Origin of the sequence: Alteromonas halophila, from assembly GCF_014651815.1 — a bacterium.
Taxonomy (GTDB): domain Bacteria; phylum Pseudomonadota; class Gammaproteobacteria; order Enterobacterales; family Alteromonadaceae; genus Alteromonas; species Alteromonas halophila.
In genome coordinates this window covers 304054-322337 of the sequence record NZ_BMXP01000001.1, presented here as the reverse complement: position 1 = coordinate 322337, position 18284 = coordinate 304054, and the positions used below count along the sequence as shown (strand labels likewise).

At 49.5% G+C, this 18284-nt stretch carries 13 protein-coding genes and 2 tRNA genes; 8 read left to right on the top strand and 7 right to left on the bottom strand.

The features are described 5' to 3' along the window. Positions 1 to 48: 48 nt before the first annotated feature. Together mdoH and IE054_RS01485 are read right to left on the bottom strand one after the other, a co-directional pair. Positions 49 to 2154, bottom strand: coding sequence for a glucans biosynthesis glucosyltransferase MdoH (mdoH, locus tag IE054_RS01490; protein WP_189403313.1), 2106 nt, complete (start codon positions 2152 to 2154; stop codon positions 49 to 51). Next, positions 2130 to 3737, bottom strand: coding sequence for an OpgD/OpgG family glucan biosynthesis protein (locus IE054_RS01485; RefSeq protein WP_189403312.1), 1608 nt, complete (start codon positions 3735 to 3737; stop codon positions 2130 to 2132). The genes mdoH and IE054_RS01485 overlap by 25 nt, the downstream gene beginning before the upstream one ends. 485 nt (positions 3738 to 4222) lie before the next feature. Here IE054_RS01485 and IE054_RS01480 point away from each other — a divergent pair, with 485 nt between their 5' ends. Continuing rightward, on the top strand, positions 4223 to 5170 hold the full coding sequence (locus tag IE054_RS01480) for a transposase (protein ID WP_189403311.1): 948 nt from the start codon (positions 4223 to 4225) through the stop codon (positions 5168 to 5170). Between the two features lie 267 nt (positions 5171 to 5437). On the opposite strand, the gene IE054_RS01475 is transcribed toward IE054_RS01480, so the two are convergent. Continuing rightward, entirely contained in the window at positions 5438 to 6340 is a 903-nt protein-coding gene (locus IE054_RS01475) for a transporter substrate-binding domain-containing protein (RefSeq protein WP_189403310.1), read from the bottom strand. After that, positions 6341 to 7015 (bottom strand): 7-carboxy-7-deazaguanine synthase QueE, encoded by a 675-nt coding sequence (queE, locus tag IE054_RS01470; RefSeq protein ID WP_189403309.1) that lies wholly within the window; start codon positions 7013 to 7015, stop codon positions 6341 to 6343. A 94-nt stretch (positions 7016 to 7109) separates the two neighbouring features. Here queE and queC point away from each other — a divergent pair, with 94 nt between their 5' ends. Next, complete coding sequence (gene queC, locus IE054_RS01465; RefSeq protein WP_189403308.1) at positions 7110 to 7766, top strand: 7-cyano-7-deazaguanine synthase QueC; 657 nt, start codon at positions 7110 to 7112, stop codon at positions 7764 to 7766. A 36-nt stretch (positions 7767 to 7802) separates the two neighbouring features. Here the strand turns inward: queC and IE054_RS01460 are convergent, their stop codons facing one another. The 3 genes from IE054_RS01460 to IE054_RS01450 all read right to left on the bottom strand — a co-directional run bounded on the left by IE054_RS01460 (position 7803) and on the right by IE054_RS01450 (position 12345). Beyond that, entirely contained in the window at positions 7803 to 8729 is a 927-nt protein-coding gene (locus IE054_RS01460) for a LysR family transcriptional regulator (protein WP_189403307.1), read from the bottom strand. A gap of 221 nt (positions 8730 to 8950) precedes the next feature. Then, positions 8951 to 10966, bottom strand: coding sequence for an excinuclease ABC subunit UvrB (gene uvrB, locus IE054_RS01455; RefSeq protein ID WP_189403306.1), 2016 nt, complete (start codon positions 10964 to 10966; stop codon positions 8951 to 8953). Positions 10967 to 10980: 14 nt separating this feature from the next. Continuing rightward, positions 10981 to 12345 (bottom strand): MATE family efflux transporter, encoded by a 1365-nt coding sequence (locus IE054_RS01450; RefSeq protein ID WP_373293794.1) that lies wholly within the window; start codon positions 12343 to 12345, stop codon positions 10981 to 10983. 1100 nt (positions 12346 to 13445) lie between these two features. On the opposite strand from IE054_RS01450, the gene IE054_RS01445 reads away from it, so the two are divergent. From IE054_RS01445 to rsxD, 6 genes are all read left to right on the top strand, one after another. Next, positions 13446 to 13522: transfer RNA gene (locus tag IE054_RS01445), tRNA-Asn, on the top strand. Positions 13523 to 13551: 29 nt separating this feature from the next. After that, positions 13552 to 13628, top strand: a tRNA-Asn gene (locus tag IE054_RS01440). Positions 13629 to 13847: 219 nt separating this feature from the next. After that, positions 13848 to 14429 (top strand): electron transport complex subunit RsxA, encoded by a 582-nt coding sequence (gene rsxA / locus IE054_RS01435; protein ID WP_189403305.1) that lies wholly within the window; start codon positions 13848 to 13850, stop codon positions 14427 to 14429. Further along, positions 14429 to 14998, top strand: a complete 570-nt coding sequence (gene rsxB / locus IE054_RS01430) for an electron transport complex subunit RsxB (protein WP_189403304.1) — start codon at positions 14429 to 14431, stop codon at positions 14996 to 14998. The genes rsxA and rsxB overlap by 1 nt, the downstream gene beginning before the upstream one ends. A 5-nt stretch (positions 14999 to 15003) precedes the next feature. Beyond that, entirely contained in the window at positions 15004 to 17184 is a 2181-nt protein-coding gene (gene rsxC, locus IE054_RS01425; RefSeq protein WP_189403772.1) for an electron transport complex subunit RsxC, read from the top strand. Positions 17185 to 17187: 3 nt separating this feature from the next. Beyond that, positions 17188 to 18270, top strand: a complete 1083-nt coding sequence (rsxD, locus tag IE054_RS01420; protein WP_189403303.1) for an electron transport complex subunit RsxD — start codon at positions 17188 to 17190, stop codon at positions 18268 to 18270. Positions 18271 to 18284: the final 14 nt, after the last annotated feature.

Sequence of the window (18284 nt, the reverse complement as noted above, 5' to 3'; positions counted from 1 at the left end):
GCTATGTGTCGTCAGAGGAAGGGTTATTTTCCCTTCCTCTGATGCTCATTAAGTTGCTAGCTGGCAGAACTTATCGAACAGATGTTTTTCATTAAGTAACGCCAGCTTTTCTTTTTTGTCCAGCCAGCCAAGTAGCTCTTCGCGATTCTGCGCATCGTTTAATTTATACTCCACACTCAGTCTGTGCATTGGCGCCTCGCCTTTTTTCACCGGGGGCAATGCCTCAACCAACTGAAAATGTCGATCCTGATAGTCACTGTTCTGCCCCATACTGAGTATACTTACACTCGCCAAAGTCTGACTCAGTTGCGCTGCGAATTTTTCCCGTGTCTCAAAAATTGGGTAAGTACGTTGCTCCTCGGGAATGTTCAATATCCCTATTTTCCGCAACCCTTTCGCCAGTGTTTTGCTGCCACTCAGCGCTGATAAGGGGATCGACAGAATTAATCCCACCAGAATTGGCGATAGCCAGACAAGCAGCATGGGCGAATAGAAATAGACCAGTGCTGTCAGGCCAATACCTATTGCAGTATGCCAGACATGTTGTTTACACAGCTGTAGCCACGGGATACCACTCGACTGACGCTGTTGTGTTGCCCAGCCAGAGTCCTGTCCTCTGAAGATATCCAGTATGTGTTTACTATGAATGAGCATAAAAATGGGGGCATACAATACAGAGAAGAAAACCTCGACCAGCATGCCCAGCGTCATCCTGATAATGCCAAGAGGTTGCCTGAGCGGCGCATGAAAAAATGCCCGGATAAGTCCAAAGCACTTAGGTAATAACACAATGGCCATAGTAAAGATAAATAACTGGATCATGCGTTCTGAGTCGAATACTGGCCAGTTAGGGTAAAGTGAAACGGACTCGGAGAAATACTCAACGTTCACGTAGTGAATTTGAATGGCCATTACAATTCCGATCAGTATCAAGGCCAGCCAGAAGGGTGACGCCATGTAGGCCATGACACCGGTTAGCATATGAAACCGGTTTGGCCAGCGAAGGCCTCTGGCTTTCAAAACTGCCAGATGCTGGATATTGCCCTGAGCCCAGCGACGATCGCGCACAGCCACATCGCTTAAACTTGGCGGGCTTTCTTCCCATGATCCTTTAAGCGCAGGTAACATTCGTACATTCCAGCCTGCCCGGCGCATCAGGGCTGCTTCGACAAAGTCATGGGACAGAATGTCTCCTTCAAACGGTTTCACGCCGCCAATTCTTGGTAAACCGGCCGCCTCAGCAAAGGCGCTCACGCGGATAATGGCATTATGCCCCCAGTAATTACCATCGTTGCCCTGCCATGCTGTGATGCCCTGCGCGACAATGGGACCGTATACCGCGCCGGCGAATTGCTGGATCCGTGCAAATAAGGTGTCGCCTCGATACAAGCACGGCAAGGTCTGAATAATACCGCTTTTTGGATCTGAAGCCATTTCCATCATAAGCGTGTGCAGCGTCTCGGCGGACAGCAAGCTATCTGCATCCAACACCAGCATATAATCGTAGCGGCTTCCCCAGCGACTTACGAATTCATGTACATTTCCCGCTTTTTTTGCTGTATTGTCATGTCGCCGCCGGTACCAAACGTTCAGTTTACCGGCCAGTGCAGTTTTTAATTTATCTACCGCGGCCGTTTCCTGAACCCACACATCTGGATCATTTGAGTCTGAGATAATGAAAATTTCAAACTGCTCTCCTAACTGCTTTTCATAAAGGGCCATGCCCATGCTGTACAGCGCAGCGCATGTTTCCTTTGGATCTTCGTTGTAGACCGGCATCAACAGCACGGTTTTTTTCTCCGATAAGTCAACCTCGCCGACTCGCCGGGACTTACCGGAGAAGAGAAACCCGACTAAGCCCGCACAGGCAGCCAGAGCAATCCAGACAAAGGTGATGCAAAACAAGGCCACCATAATCCATTGCAAAACAGTTACACTACCGCCAGAAACAATCAGGACCATCTGATAGGTCGCAAAAGCCGTCAATGCCAGCGCTCCCCCGAATGTGATCAGTCGGGCGATAAACGGGATCCACCCTTGCCAGCCATGAGAGGCATCAGGCCGTGTTGAAAAATCCTGTGGCAGCATCTCAAGCGCCGCCGAAGGCGGCACTGATGCCTGCTTCTGCTCTACTGAGTCCATCGGTAAAGCCATGTTTCCCCCCATTGCTGTTTCTGATGTTGAAGCGACACGCGTAATTCTGACAAGCTGTCATCACCGGGAGCAAACTTGACGATTACCCGTAAATGACCTGAATCAGGGAGAATAGTGGTTGCAGTTTCCGTAATCTGGCCTGTGCTGGCACTGGCGTTAACCTGCAAATTTTCCGGCACATCCCCGGCCTTATAATCAATGATAAATTCTCTGAGTGTTTCTGAGCCCTGCGCCAGTCCCGCAGCACTGCTAATCACTTTACCTTCGCTTGGTATTGCGGGCACATCACTTCCAAACATGACATCGTAATTAAACACATAGGATTGACCGGCTTGCAGGGGTTGGGTAGGCTGCCAGAACGCAACAATGTTGTCGTGAATTTCAGCGTTTGTCGGAATTTCAAGTAACTCTACATGACCTTCTCCCCAGTCGCCGTCTGGCTTAACCCACGCAGCAGGACGTTCATGGTAATGCGCCTGGGCATCTTCATAATCACTAAATTTCCGGCTTCGTTGTGTTAACCCAAAGCCGCGTATATTTTTATCCTGAAAGACTGACACCTGTAGCCGTTCAGGGTTGGCCAGCGCCCGCCATATGCGTTCGCCATTGCTCCTTTCCATCAACAAGCCATCTGAGTCGTGCACGGCTGGCCTGTAATCATCAAAATCAGCGCTGTCCATTGCATTAAATAAAAACATGGATGTCAGTGGTGCGATCCCAAAATGCGGAATCGTTGTGCGTGGATACAGCGTACTTTCGACCGCGATTTTCGTGTGCTTGCCAGGATGCACCGTAAATGTATATGCGCCAGTAACAGAGGGGCTTTCCAATAAGCCATGTACAACAAGGCGATCGGCAGAAGGAGACGGGCGCTCTATCCAAAACTCTGTAAATTTAGGGAACTCCTCGCCGGAGGGCTTACCGGTATTAATCGCCAGACCTCTGCCAGATAACCCATACCAGTTTGACTGGCCGACGGCCCGGAAATACGTTCCCCCCTGAAAAACCAGAAACTCGTCCCACTTTTCGGAACGATTGAGCGGTGTAGCCACACTGAACCCGGAGTAGCCATCTGTTTTGGTATTTTTTACTGTTTCCTGTCCTTCATCATAATTAAAGATTTCAGTGGTATATAGAATGCGTCGCGATATACCACCAACAACCAGGTTTAACTTAACAGGCGTCCTGTACAATGACCCGGGGTGCAGGGGATTAACGCGAAACTGCCTTTCCTCACGCGACCAGATAGTTGCGCCGCGTTCGAACTGAATTTTTTTATAGTCGTCGTAATCTAACTGACTCAGCGGATTGTCTTCAGGAATTTCTTTTTCTTCGTAAGCTTGTTTGGATAACGCTTTGGCTTTGTCTTCCAGCCATTCCCGGTCAAAGGGATGCGTTGGTCGGTCCTGCTTTTTTTTCTCTTCTTGCACGGGTTGCTGCGCAACTGTTGAGGTATCAGTCTGGTTCTCTGGTTGCGAGGCCATCCTGTCGGTTGAGACAGAGCGGGCCCCCATCGCGAAAAAAATGGCAAGCAGCCCAAGACTAATACCGATTAGTGTAACTAAAGCTGGCTTATTTAACATTGCTCTTCCTCCTGACCACTAATACGCACATACTCTTTCCCTTTCAAAAAAACCAGATGTAGTACTGAACGATTTCGATTAGCGGATATTTACCTGATGAAACCGTAGCTGCAAGATACATACCTGCAGCCGGATGGTGGTTTGCCTATCCGAAACCTACTGAGAAGCCATTAATTCAGACAGCTAAGATGTCAGTGCTTAATATCACGCTGTATCACGTCTCTTCTACGCTCGAACCTACAAAAACTATCATTTCAAAACGTCTTATTAGCCTAAAATAATCGAGACAGGTGCAAACTCTGCTATTTTCCTGAAACGCCGCCTCCCCAATTGTGAGACACCCACTTCAGGCTCAGACACAATCAAAGCACCGCCCTCCGCTAAAGATTTGCGGACACCCACCTTTCTGGCCTAAGGTCCCGGTGATTTTTCCCGCCGCATCGTCCATGCTACGGGTATAACCTGTTTAACTTTGACCATTTATCATGCCCCGGCCCCGCTCTGAGCTTATTTGTCTGGATGAGACACCCTACTATCACTGTGTATCACGCTGTGTGCGCCGGGCCTATCTGTGTGGCCATGATCCGTTATCGGGTCAGTCTTATGAGCATCGCCGTCAGTGGGTAGAAGACCGTCTGATAGTCCTTGTCCAGGCCTTCTCGGTGCTTATGTGTGCCTACTCAGTGATGAGTAACCACACCCATGTCGTACTCAAGGCAGATAAGGCTGCCACACAAACCTGGAGTCACTTCGAAATACTCAGTCGCTGGCATCGGGTGTTTCGCGGCACACACCTGACGCAGCGATACTGTTGTCCGAAACAGGCCGCCTCTCTCTCACCGGCTGAGCTGGAGTCGGTTCGCCAGACCGCCGAGGTATACCGGGCCAGGCTGTACGACATCAGCTGGTTTATGCGAGCGCTTAATGAGCAGATTGCCCGGCGGGCCAACGAGGAAGATGAGTGCACCGGGCGTTTCTGGGAAGGCCGGTTTAAATCGCAGGCGCTTATGGACGAGGCATCACTGGCCGCCTGTATGGCCTATGTCGATTTAAATCCTATACGCGCCGGTATCGCTGATACGCCGGAGGCCTCTGCCCACACCAGTATCTGCCGGCGCATCCGTGCAGCACGCCACGGTCGCCAGCCTGCCAGTCTGCTGCCTTTCAGTGGCCTGGCCGAAGAGCAGACACACGCCCTGCCCTTTCACTTTGAGGATTACCTGACGCTACTCGACATGACCGGCCGCATCCCCCACACTGACAAGCCCGGGGTTATCAGACCGGATATTACGCCTGTGCTGGCCCGCACCGGGCTTGATACCGTTTGCTGGCCAACGCTAGCAAGCAGTATAGAGACACACTTCTCCACTTCGGTGAGTCTGACTTTGGCACACCGGAGGCTGGGTAGTCTGGGTATACTTCGAGCCACTTAATACTGCAAATACGTCAATTTATCTGCTTCTGTGGTGAGTGGCCTTTTCAATGTCCCGCGCCATGATGCAGCACGCTTGTTTCTATTCAGAAAATCCTTTAAAAACTTAATTTACCAAGTTCAAGTCATAAATAAACGTTGCTGCCTTTTAATGGATTAGTATTCGCTTTTTCGATGCTAGGGGGTGGGTGTCCATTACTCAGCTTTTGTGCTGCCAGGAGGTGGGTGTCCATTTCTTACTTGTTGAAAAAATGGGCTGAGCTAAGAGTTATTCTAATAATCCCTGAGGTTTATACCAAAGTTCACCATTATCGGTGGGTGTCTTTTCCGGAAGCAAGGGGTTTTCAAGGCGAAATACCCGGCGTGAGGGGATCATGAGTTTGTTGAGTGTTGCTTCGTGATGGGACATAAATAAAGCATCAAAACTGCCATCTTCAATGGCAATATTCAGGCCTGTCTCGATTAGCCGGGCCAGAATGGGGTTCCCTCTGTTTACGAAAAAGTACATAGCCGTAGGATAATAAAGCGCCAGGTCAGGCTCGAGGTGGATGTCCGGGTCCCGGCCTTTTTCCTCTAATTCGGTGAGGACTTCGATAACTGAGCGAGGGAAAAAGTCACCACGGTTTTGTGACAATGATGCATACGCTTCATCATACTCTTTAACCGTTAATACATTGAAGCCGTTGGCCTGAAGTATTTTTGTATCGGGCCATTCTTCTCCCTGTATAGCGGTCAATTTCAAGATATCCGGTTTGCTTGAGATGCCTTTAAACTCGTCCTGATTGCGTTGGTTTATTACAAAAACCCGTAAACCAATCAAACCTTTAGCAATCGGAATACGAATTGGCAGCAAGTCTTTTTCGCGCTGCACATCAGTCATACTCCATACTACATTGACTTCACGGTTCTCACGCAACTGACGAATTGACTTTCCCTGCAAGAGGATTCGATCTGAAGGAAGTAACTGGTAATTGACGCCGGTTTTATCCAGAGCAAGTTTCAGTAGCGCCACCGGGTATTCAGAGCGCATATCGTCATCGTCGAGCGGACGCGGATAAGTGAGTGTCCAGGTAGCGGCCTGTACGGCATTCACGAACAAACTTAAAATAAGTACCACCCATTTCAGGGCGGAACCTGATTGTGTTTTCGTCAGCCCGTGTTTGCCGTTCATTCACTCAATTCCAATATACTTATGCGTTTGCAACGATAACCGCCAGTTACGGGCAATACAAGTTTGTACTGCAAGTGCGGTTGCCCTGTCCTGCTGACTAATAGGCTGCAAACAAACCTCTACACCTTGCAGTGATTCGCAGCGCGCCAGCAAAGCATCCAGTTCATCAATATGGCGCTGCATGGCAACCGGATGCTTGATTTCGTTAGCACGGTTAAGCGCGCTGTCGAGGACTGCCAGCCCCCCTTTCATGTTGACCTTGGGAGATACCGTCACCCAGCTTCTGGGGTCGCATAAAACCTCGTACGTCCCACTTGTTTCTATCTGGGTGCTGAAACCAGCATCATGCAACACTTTAGTGAGTCGCCGCAAATCATACATACACGGCTCCCCTCCCGTTAGCACCACATGGCGAGCCACGTATCCCTGTTGTTCAAACAGCGTCTGCAACTCGTCATCTTCAACTGAAAAGAAGCATTCATTTTCTTCCGACTTATTTAACACCTGGTCTGCTGTTGTTAAAAACGCCTCATCAAGCGTCCAGGTGTGTTTGGTATCACACCAGGGACAGCCAACCGGACACCCCTGAAGTCTGACAAATACTGATGGAATGCCAGTGTGCGCGCCTTCCCCCTGGATAGTTTCGAACATTTCGTTAATTTTAAGTGTTGTCACGTCGGGCAAATTTCCTTCACACGCTAATTGCATATTGGGATTTTACCAAGGATCACATAAAATTCGGGATAAATTCCCCAAAATTAATTCACAAATGTCAGAAAATGTAGTTGTTATCTATTCCGGCGGCATGGACTCTTTTACTGTGCTTCACCATGCAATTCGCGACGGTAAAACACCTTACCCATTATCGTTTAACTATGGCCAACGGCATAAAAAGGAACTGGATTACGCTGCACGTGTCTGTCAGTCGCTGGGTCTGTCTCACAAAGTGGTTGATATCAGTGCCATCAATTCGCTGGTGGGTGGCTCAGCACTTACCTCCGATATTGACGTGCCGGAGGGGCATTATGAAGAACCCAGTATGCAAACCACCGTTGTACCAAATCGCAATATGATCCTGCTGTCTATGGCCGTAGGTTATGCCGTTAGTGTGGGTGTCACAAAGGTGTATTATGGCGCACATTCCGGCGATCATGCGATCTACCCTGACTGTCGTCCTGAGTTTGTGGAGCGCATGAATGATGTCTGTGCGATTGCCAATTATGACGCGGTGGAAATAGTGACCCCTTACCTTACAAAAAGTAAAACCGAGATACTGACTGCTGGGCTTGGCATGGGACTGGATTACGGCCAGACCTGGACATGCTACAACGGTCGCGAAAAGGCCTGTGGCAAATGCGGAGCCTGCGAGGAGCGGCTGGAAGCCTTTCGTGATAATAACCGCCAGGATCCGCTCGCATACGAATAGCCGGCATCGCCTGCCGTCAGGCAGGCGCAAACGCGATTATTTCTGACTTTCAGCGACAAAATAGTTCAGCTCTTTAATACAGTGTCGCAGTACCGGGTTAAGCCGTGTGTTTTTACCATTCATCACAAACATGTCATGGGTAAAGTTAAACAGCGCTCCCTGGGCGATGGGAACCAGTCCCAGACTTGCCCCCTGCTCTTTTGCCATGTAGTCGGGTAACAGACCGACATACTCGCCCGTCATTATTGCTGACATCGCCGCGTCATAGGAGTCAGAGAACGTTTGAATCGCAAGTCGTCGGTCATCTTCAATATAATTGGCTGAGGAAAGGCCAGAAATGCCTATCGCCGGGTAGTCTTCTATTTTGACATCATCCGGCAGCGGGCAGTCCCGGTATTTGGCCAACGGGTGCATGGGTGAGCAATACAGGCGTCCCTCACAAGACACACCGATAGGGTGAAACGTCACTGATTCAGGCTTCACCATGTCATACATCGACAATACCAGGTGACATTCACCGGATAACGCTACATGTTCTACTTCGTTATACAGCCGCGTCTGAATATTCACGTGGATGTCATCAAATTTTTTCATGGTGCTTTTAACAGCCTTGCTCACCGCAAGATGCACTGAAAGTGGTAAACCTGCCATCAGAACCAGTGTAATGTGGCCGGAATAATCATCATGCAGAGATTTCAGGTTAAACACGAAATTATCAAACGCATTGAATATACGCTTGGTTTCCTGAAAAACCACTTCCCCTTCTTTAGTCATCTGAAACCCGCCCCGGCCTCTGTGACACAAAACCAGGTCGAGACGCTCTTCGAGTTTTTTGATGGCTGCACTGATATTAGGTCGCTGCATCCGCAGCACTGGCTCGGCAGCGGTAAAGCCGTTACAACTGGCAACGGCATAGAATACACGCAACAGCTTTATGTCAGACTCTTGCAAACGATTTAGCATAATAGCACCACTTATAGGTATAGTTTTGGATACTAATTACGCATCATAGGCAAGACCGGAAGCGATTACAATTACATTTTTTGGGTTTAGCTACGTTGTTTAGGTACTTTGTAACGGTGGGTGTCCAACTATTAGGTATTTTGTGTAATACCTGGCCAAATCATGTTCGCCGGGTCTGCCCCGTCTTTAAGTTCGAAGTTCTGACCTGACAAACAGTCAGATCAGGACAGCTCAACGACCTGTTTTCGCAACGCTTCAATATCATCCCTGAGCGAAGCAGCCTTTTCGAATTCCAGCTCCCTTGCGTATTCAAACATGTCCTTCTCAAGCCGCGTGATCTCTTCCATCAGTTCTGTGGCACTGGCGGCTTGTTGCTCCTTTTTCTTCTCCGCAACCTTACGCAGTCTCACCTTGCCGGATGCAGGGTGTGCCCCGTCGCCGACATCCATAATATCGGTGATCGGCTTATTCAGTTTCATGGGCGTAATATTGTGGGCCTTGTTGTGTGCCTCCTGCTTTTCACGGCGTCGATCGGTTTCATCAATGGCTTTTCGCATCGACTTAGTAATTGTATCGGCGTATAAAATCGCTTTGCCGCTAACGTGTCGTGCTGCCCGGCCGATCGTCTGAATGAGCGAGCGTTCCGCACGTAAAAAACCTTCCTTGTCAGCATCCAGTATTGCCACCAGCGATACCTCTGGCATATCCAGACCTTCACGAAGTAGGTTAATACCTACTAACACATCAAACTTACCCAATCGCAGATCGCGAATGATTTCGATACGTTCTACTGTATCAATATCGGAGTGCAGGTAGCGTACTTTCACACCATGCTCATTCAGGTATTCGCTTAAATCCTCTGCCATACGTTTAGTAAGCGTGGTGATCAGTGTGCGCTCATCGCGCTCAACCCGCAGTTTTATTTCTGAGAGCACATCATCGACCTGTGTCGCCACCGGTCTGACTTCAATTTCCGGATCCAGCAGGCCTGTTGGCCGTACCACCTGTTCTACCACCTCGCCATCTGATCGTTTGGTTTCATAATCGCCCGGCGTGGCAGACACAAAAATGGTCTGCGGGCACAACTGCTCAAACTCTTCAAACTTAAGCGGACGGTTATCCAGTGCCGAGGGCAAACGGAAACCGTACTCAACCAGCGTTTCTTTTCGTGACCGGTCGCCCTTATACATGGCGCCCACCTGAGACACAGTGACATGTGACTCATCGATAAACATCAGTCCATCGGCAGGAAAGTAGTCAAGCAGCGTCGGCGGCGGCTCACCGGGTGCGCGTCCTGACAGGTAGCGCGAATAGTTTTCAATGCCGTTGCAATAGCCCAGCTCCATCATCATTTCAATATCAAACTGAGTGCGCTGCGTAATACGCTGATCTTCTAAGAGTTTATTGGATTCCTGCAACTGCGACTTTCGCTCTTTGAGTTCCTGCTTTATTTCTTCAATGGCAGCAAGGATCTTCTCTCGCGGCGTGACATAGTGGGTTTTCGGAAAAACGGTAGCGCGTACAACAGACTTATCCACTGCGCCGGTCAGTGGATCGAACAGGCTTATTTTATCAATTTCATCATCAAACAACTCAACCCGGACCGCCTGCTTTTCTGCATCAGCGGGAAAGATATCAATCACATCACCGCGGACCCGGAACGTACCACGTTCGAAGGCTAAATCATTACGCTTGTACTGCAGTTCAGCCAGCCGTCTTAATATATCGCGCTGATCCATGGTGTCGCCCTGACGCAGATGCAACAACATTTTCATGTATGACTCAGGATCACCCAAGCCATAAATGGCAGACACACTCGCGACTATCACAACATCTCTTCTTTCCATCAACGCCTTTGTCGCTGACAGACGCATCTGCTCGATATGATCGTTTATCGACGCATCTTTCTCTATAAAGGTATCGGTACTAGGAACATAAGCCTCGGGCTGATAGTAGTCATAATAAGAGACGAAATACTCCACCGCATTATTGGGAAAAAAGTCTTTCATTTCCCCATAAAGCTGCGCAGCCAGGGTTTTATTGTGTGCCAGAATCAATGTTGGCCGTTGTACTTCCTTTATCACGTTAGCCATCGTAAACGTTTTTCCCGAGCCGGTTACTCCCAGCAATGTCTGCGTGGCAAGTCCGCTGTCCAGACCGTCAATCAGCGACTCTATGGCCTTTGGCTGATCGCCGGCTGGCTGATAAGAAGAAACAAGTTCAAAGCCTTTAGTCATTTCGAGTGGATTTCCTATGCGTCGTAAGCGGTTTTGGTCAGTGTGCGCTTGAAGATAAAGTAAGACACACCGGCCGTCGCGATATTAGCTACTACGTTCCCCCAGAACAGCCCTTTTAGATCAAACAATACGCTGCCAATCACACTGACTGGTACGAAAAATACAAACAACCGGATGATACTTAGCAGCAACGCCAGCATTGGATTGTGCATAGCGTTGAGTGAAGAGTTTGTGAGGATCACTACCCCTTGCAGTCCATAGCCTAGCGGCACAATCATCAGAAATAACTGGATCAGGCTGGCAACCTGCTGCTCTTTGGCAAACACATCAGCAATAAAAGAAGATAACAGCAGCATTATAAGGTATACCAGCAACTGCCAGATTAGAATAAACTTCATGGTAAGTGCGTAAGCATCTTCTACCCGCTTTGGTTTATCTGCTCCAAAATTCTGGCTGATAAAAGGGGGCAATGTCATAGACATGGCCAGAATAACAATACTGGCAATTGATTCCAGTCGATTACCTACTCCCCACGCGGCCACTGCTTCAGCGCCATAGTTAGCAACAACTGCCGTCATGATGCCCCCTGCGATGGGGGTCAGCATATTTGCGCCGGCAGCCGGCAAGCCGATTCGCAGAACCTCCCTGCCACTTTCTTTTAGTTCAGGTAGTGATAACAAGCGTGGAAGGATAAGTTTTCTTTTTATAGCAAGCAGATACAGGATATAGCTGGCGCCTATCAGCCAGGCAATCAATGTTGCCAGTGCCGCTCCTTGGATTCCCATTGCCGGAACTGGACCAAGTCCAAAAATAAACAAGGGATCCAGCAACGCGTTCAGGCCGCCGCCTGCCGCCATTATAATGCTGGGCGTGCGGGTATCACCGCATGCTCTGAGAATGCTGTTTCCCACCATCGGTAAAGACAGAAAAACGCTGGAAAAATACCAGATCCCCATATAGTCATGGATATACGGCATCAAATTGTCTGACGCATTAAGTAGTGTAAAGATTGGTGTCATGAGCACATAGCCCACGGCCGCGAGTACACTCACCAGAATAAAGGCCAGGGTAAGCGAGCCAGAGCCAAACAGTCTGGCCTGTGTAATTTCCCCTTTCCCCTGCAACTTACCAATCACCGCAGAAGTACCAATGCCTAATCCGATATTGAGGCTGATTACCGTAAAGGTGACAGGAAAGGTAAAACTGATCGCAGCTAACTGATCAGTGCCCAGTAAACTTACAAAAAACGTATCGATAAGCCCGAAGCTCATCATCATCACCATGCCCAGAATCATAGGGATGGTCATACGACGTAACGTGGTTGCAATGTTGCCCTGGGTAAGATTCGATGTGCTCTTTTGCGCTGTTTGGCTATTCACTCAGACTCTCTGTAATTACGGGTGTCAGCGCTATCAGCATGGACGCGCGTGAATAAATGGTTGAAGCGGTTACCCGTCATAGCCAGCAAAACTGACGTTTTACTCTGGCCTGACTGGCTGCGTTAGTCTAAGCCACATAGCCATACAACGCTATGTCAATTACCTATAAACCATGAAAATAGCCGCATTGCATGTCACGAGTAAAAGGATTGGGGAAGTTACATTACGACTGAGAAAAAACTTTTTCTTCACTCACCAGATTAATAGAATGGAATCGTCATTTTTCGTCAAAATTCGGGATTGCTTCTGGGCAAAAATTTACTGCGCTTATATATGACAATTAATTGACACTCCTGTGTCACTTTTAAGTCTTTGTCACCTAATGAAATAAGCATTTCAGTCCCCGTCGACGAACCCTCCGAGAGTTAATTTATTGTTACTCACCGCTCAAATTTGACGCGATCCGGACATTTATCAGGCCTTCAGGTGGAAATAACACACAAGTAAAATCTTGTCTAACCAAAACTGCCGCGAACTTATTCATTGTGTTAAATTAAATTATAACCACTTGTTTTAAAATAAAATTAATTTTGATCCTTTGTGGTATAGGGCTGATCAGACATGCGCGATCCACTAAATTCAGGGGGGTGGATTTCGTCTATCAACATAGTTATCCACAGTTTTAGTGGATAACTGCCTTAAAGCCAGAATACACGTGAATCGGGACAGGTTTTCAAGAGAATTATGTAAGTGATGACTAACCATATAATGGTAGCAGTTAGGTTACACATTTATGAAAAACTGTATGAAGGTACAGTGGTCAAAATGTTATTTAGAGTATTTAGTTATTGTAAATGGCCGTAATAGAATAAAAATAGAAGAGTCGTTTTTAGTCTCATCCCATTTAACAAGATTAACTGTCCTGACAGTAGTCTGGCCACAACACGTGCATTTTTTATTCGACTTTTGTCGCTTTAGGCTGAATTTTCACCGGTTAGCGTCAAAAAAGACATTTTTTGCGCAACCGATATAAAAAACATAACAAGGTTGTTGACAGCACCCGTGTACGTCTTTAATATTCGCCTCCGTTGAAAAGCAGGTCCCCCTTAGCTCAGTTGGTTAGAGCGACGGACTGTTAATCCGCAGGTCCCCCGTTCGAATCGGGGAGGGGGAGCCAACTTTTCAATGCAACAAAACTCAGGCAATTCCCCCTTAGCTCAGTTGGTTAGAGCGACGGACTGTTAATCCGCAGGTCCCCCGTTCGAATCGGGGAGGGGGAGCCATCCTGACGTATCATGAAATACGCCATTCTGTGTTGTCACGAATTTATCAAAGTTTCCAGTCGCAAACCGGTCTGCTCAATGGGCAATCAGACCAGAAATAACCTAGTTCGATCAAGTTGTTAATCTGGTCACAAAAAGCGATAATACGCGCCGGATATATCAGGCAGCAGGGCTTACCTGCAACCAACGCAGATTCTTTGCAACTACAAAGTCGGGTTCATGACAGAATTTTTACTTCTACTCATTGGCACAGTGCTGGTAAACAACTTTGTTCTGGTTAAGTTTCTTGGCTTATGCCCGTTTATGGGGGTATCAGGAAAGCTGGAAACCGCCATTGGTATGTCTATGGCTACTACCTTTGTTTTAACACTGGCGTCGGCCTCAAGTTACCTGGTCGATACGTATCTGCTTGCCCCACTTGGCATTGAATACCTGCGAACGCTGGCCTTTATTCTGGTCATCGCGGTTGTCGTTCAGTTTACTGAAATGGTGGTACACAAGACCAGCCCTACCCTCTACCGACTGCTGGGTATTTTTCTGCCGCTAATTACCACCAATTGCGCTGTGTTGGGCGTAGCTCTGCTTAACCTTACCGAGCAGCATAACTTTGTCGAAAGCCTAATTTATGGGTTTGGTGCCGCACTGGGGTTTTCTCTGGTGCTCATTCTGTTTGCCGCGATGCGCGAACGTCTTGCTGCAGCCGATGTGCCAGTCATGTTTAAAGGTGCCTCTATCGCGATGATCACGGCAGGGCTGATGTCGCTGGCGTTTATGGGCTTCAGTGGACTGGTGAGCGTCTGATGGCCCTGTCGTTCTCTATTATCGCCATTGGCGTACTGGCACTGATCTTCGGTCTGGTGCTGGGCTATGCCAGCATCCGCTTCAAAGTAGAAAGTGATCCGCTGGTCGATCAAATTGACGAAATCCTGCCACAGACGCAGTGCGGTCAGTGTGGACATCCGGGATGTCGTCCTTATGCTGAAGGGATTGCTAATGGAGAAGATATAAATAAATGTCCTCCTGGTGGTGAAGCAACCATTAAAAAACTGGCCGATCTTATGGGTGTCGAGCCCAAGCCTCTCGATGATGCCCACGGTGAAGAAGACGTAAAAAAGGTCGCTTTTATCCGTGAAGATGAGTGTATCGGCTGTACCAAATGTATCCAGGCCTGTCCTGTTGACGCAATTTTAGGTGCCGCCAAACAAATGCATACCGTGATCACCGATGAATGTACCGGATGTGATTTGTGTGTGGATCCCTGTCCGGTTGACTGCATTGATATGGTGCCGCTGACTCAGACAACAGCCTCCTGGAAGTGGGACTTTTCAGACTCTCCACGCGGAGACATTCCGGTTAAAATGGTTTCCTAGTTGTGATGGTTCCAAGCTACGAAGATATTATTGAACGTCTTAACAGTCACAAGCTGTGGGATTTTCCGGGTGGTGTACACCCTGACGATAAAAAAACCTTGTCCAACACCAGCGGCATTCAGCGGGTCGCGCTGCCTGACTTATTCACACTGCCGTTGCGTCAGCACGTGGGCATGGAAGGCGGTTGCATCGTCGACGTCGGCGACCGGGTTAAAAAAGGGCAGCCGCTTACTCAGAGCACGAACCCTTACGCGGTACCCGTGCACGCCCCCTCATCGGGTGAAGTTGTAGCTATTGCCCCCCATGTCATTGCCCATCCCAGCGGCCTTACTGAAATGTGCATCAGTATCCGGCCGGATGGCGAGGATAGCTGGACTGAACTTGCGCCAATGGCGGATTATCGCGCCTATGAAAAAAGCGAGCTGATTGAAGCTATTTGCAATGCCGGTATTTCTGGCCTGGGTGGCGCAGGCTTTCCGACACACATCAAAACATCCAGCAGTAAGCCGGTCGAATTTCTTATTATTAACGGCATTGAGTGTGAGCCTTACATTACCGCTGATGATCGGCTAATGCGAGAGTATGCCTGGCAAATCCGTCAGGGCATCGATATTCTCACGCATCTGGTAGGCCCCAAAGCGATTGTGATCGCGGTTGAGGACAATAAACCAGAAGCCATAGAGGCACTGCGACTGGCTTGTCAGGACAAAACCGACTACCGCATTGTGCCCGTTGAAACCAAATACCCGGCAGGCGGCGAAAAGCAGCTTATTCAGATTATCACCGGCCGTGAAGTGCCTCGCAACGGATTACCCGCTGATATTGGCATACTGATGTTCAACGTAGGTACCGCGTACGCCATTGCAGATGCCATTATTAGTGGAAAACCGCTGATTGAGCGAGTGGTAACACTGACCGGTGAAGCAGCCGGACAGCCCTGCAATGTCTGGGCACGCCTGGGCACGCCAGTGGGGCACCTGCTTGACCACGCAGAATATCAGCCCGAAAAACAACGTGCGCCGCGCGTTATTATGGGTGGCCCCATGATGGGCTTTGCGCTGGCCGACCTGAATATTCCTATTGTTAAGATAACCAATTGCCTGCTGGTACCAGGTAAACGTGAACTGGCTGACGATGATGTCGAGCGTCCCTGTATTCGCTGTAGCGAATGCGCTGACGCCTGCCCCGCCAGTTTGTTACCGCAGCAATTGTTCTGGCATGCCAAAGCAAAAGAGCACGACAAAGTACAGGAATACAACCTGTTCGACTGTATTGAATGCGGTGCGTGTGCCTATGTGTGTCCGAGTGAAATTCCGCTTGTGCATTACTATCGTCAGGCGAAGTCAGCAATTCGGCTGGAGCGTGACGAGCGCAACAAAGCAGAGAAAGCCCGCCTGCGGTTCGAGGCCCGTAAGGCCAGGCTGGAACAGGAAAAGCGTGAGCGCGAGGAGCGTCACCGTAAAGCCAAAGAAGCCCGTATGGCAGCTTCAGAGAACAAAGGCAGCACTGGCAGCAAAGATAAAGTTGCTGCTGCTTTGGCGCGCGCTAAAGCCAAAAAGCAGTCACAGCAAAGCGCCGGTACAGCATCGCAGCCGCCAGAGGATAAAAAAGCTCAGGTTGCCGCGGCTGTCGCCCGAGCAAAGGCGAAAAAGGCAACGCGTCAGTCAGACACGTCTCTGCCATCAGAGCCAGACGCAGCCCCTTCAGAGGGTAGCGATGACAAGCAGGAAAAAGTTGCTGCAGCCATAGCCCGTGCCAAGGCAAAAAAAGCCCAGCGCGATAGCCCTGAGCAGCAAGACGTGACGTCGCCGTTAAGTGACGAAAGCCCACAGGCTGACGAAGACGACAAAAAACAGCGAGTCGCGGCTGCTGTTGCGCGCGCCAAAGCCAAAAAACAGGCCCGGGAAGCCAGTCTGGAGGAATCAGCGGATAGCTCGGATGAGCGCGCCGACAACCAAAGTTCGACGTCGGATAAAGACGCGCGGATCGCCGCTGCCGTTGCCAGAGCAAAGGCCAAAAAAGCGCAGCGCGACATGCCTCGTCAATCTAACGAGCACAGCGCTCGTGATGAAGCAGCCAAACAGGAAAATACTGCCGAAGATGAGAAGCGGCAACGCATTGCAGCTGCCGTTGCCAAAGCAAAGGCCAAAAAAGCAGCCAGAAATACCGACAGTGAGAACGAATAAACCATGAGACTGACGCTATCAAGCTCTCCCCACCAGCGTGTCAGGCGCGATACTGGCCAGGTTATGCGTCTGGTTATCTATGCGATGGTGCCCGGTATTATCGCGCAAACCGTTATATTTGGCTGGGGTGTCCTTATCCAGTCTGTCATTGCCTGTACCACGGCGCTCCTCGCAGAAGGACTGATTGTGTATCTGCGCAAGCGCCCTGTCGATCGCACACTGGGTGACTGCTCCGCGCTGCTCACCGCGTTGCTGATCGCGGTGAGCATTCCCCCCGCTCTTCCCTGGTGGATGACAGTCATCGGCACACTGTTTGCGATTGCCGTCGCGAAGCAGGTTTATGGTGGGCTCGGCTTTAATATTTTTAACCCCGCCATGGTCGCCTATGTTGTCTTGCTTATCTCTTTTCCGGCAGCCATGACCATGTGGCTTCCACCACAATCATTAAGCACCCTGTCGCCAGGGTTCGTTGATATGCTGTCTGTTATTTTCACGGGCTACACGATGCAGGGCTATGATGTCGGGCAGTTAAAACAACTGACCGATGGCCTGACATCGGCAACGCCGCTGGATACATTAAAAACCGGTCTGACGCAGGGTATGACCTATTCCGAGGTGCTCTCCCGTCCGGCATTTGACTCCGGATTGTTTGATGCAATGGGTGCTGGCTGGGGCTGGGTGAGCCTGGCGTATTTACTGGGCGGCCTGATGCTTATTCAGCAGCGGGTGATCAGCTGGCACATTCCCGGCAGCCTGCTGGTGTCGGTATTTATTTTTGCCAGCATGTTGCACCTGGCAAACGGGGATCTCTATGCTTCACCTATTTTCCACCTGACCAATGGCGCCGTCATGATTGGTGCCTTTTTCATTGCGACGGACCCAGTCTCTGCCTCCACCACGTCACGGGGCAGACTGATATTTGGTGCAGCAATTGGTTTTTGGGTTGTCATTATCCGTACCTTTGGCGGCTATCCTGATGCCGTGGCGTTTGGCGTGCTGCTGATGAATATGGCGGTCCCCCTGATTGACTACTACACCCGGCCGCGTACCTACGGACACGCCGCTAAATCCAACCGCAAGAAGTAAGAAGTAGGTGATCT

Bases quoted from the DNA above. Each gene is read 5' to 3' on its own strand.
- mdoH (WP_189403313.1), bottom strand. From the start codon at position 2,154: ATGGCTTTACCGATGGACTCAGTAGAGCAGAAGCAGGCATCAGTGCCG.
- IE054_RS01485 (WP_189403312.1), bottom strand. From the start codon at position 3,737: ATGTTAAATAAGCCAGCTTTAGTTACACTAATCGGTATTAGTCTTGGG.
- IE054_RS01480 (WP_189403311.1), top strand. From the start codon at position 4,223: ATGCCCCGGCCCCGCTCTGAGCTTATTTGTCTGGATGAGACACCCTAC.
- IE054_RS01475 (WP_189403310.1), bottom strand. From the start codon at position 6,340: ATGAACGGCAAACACGGGCTGACGAAAACACAATCAGGTTCCGCCCTG.
- queC (WP_189403308.1), top strand. From the start codon at position 7,110: ATGTCAGAAAATGTAGTTGTTATCTATTCCGGCGGCATGGACTCTTTT.
- IE054_RS01460 (WP_189403307.1), bottom strand. From the start codon at position 8,729: ATGCTAAATCGTTTGCAAGAGTCTGACATAAAGCTGTTGCGTGTATTC.
- uvrB (WP_189403306.1), bottom strand. From the start codon at position 10,966: ATGACTAAAGGCTTTGAACTTGTTTCTTCTTATCAGCCAGCCGGCGAT.
- rsxA (WP_189403305.1), top strand. From the start codon at position 13,848: ATGACAGAATTTTTACTTCTACTCATTGGCACAGTGCTGGTAAACAAC.
- rsxB (WP_189403304.1), top strand. From the start codon at position 14,429: ATGGCCCTGTCGTTCTCTATTATCGCCATTGGCGTACTGGCACTGATC.
- rsxC (WP_189403772.1), top strand. From the start codon at position 15,004: ATGGTTCCAAGCTACGAAGATATTATTGAACGTCTTAACAGTCACAAG.
- rsxD (WP_189403303.1), top strand. From the start codon at position 17,188: ATGAGACTGACGCTATCAAGCTCTCCCCACCAGCGTGTCAGGCGCGAT.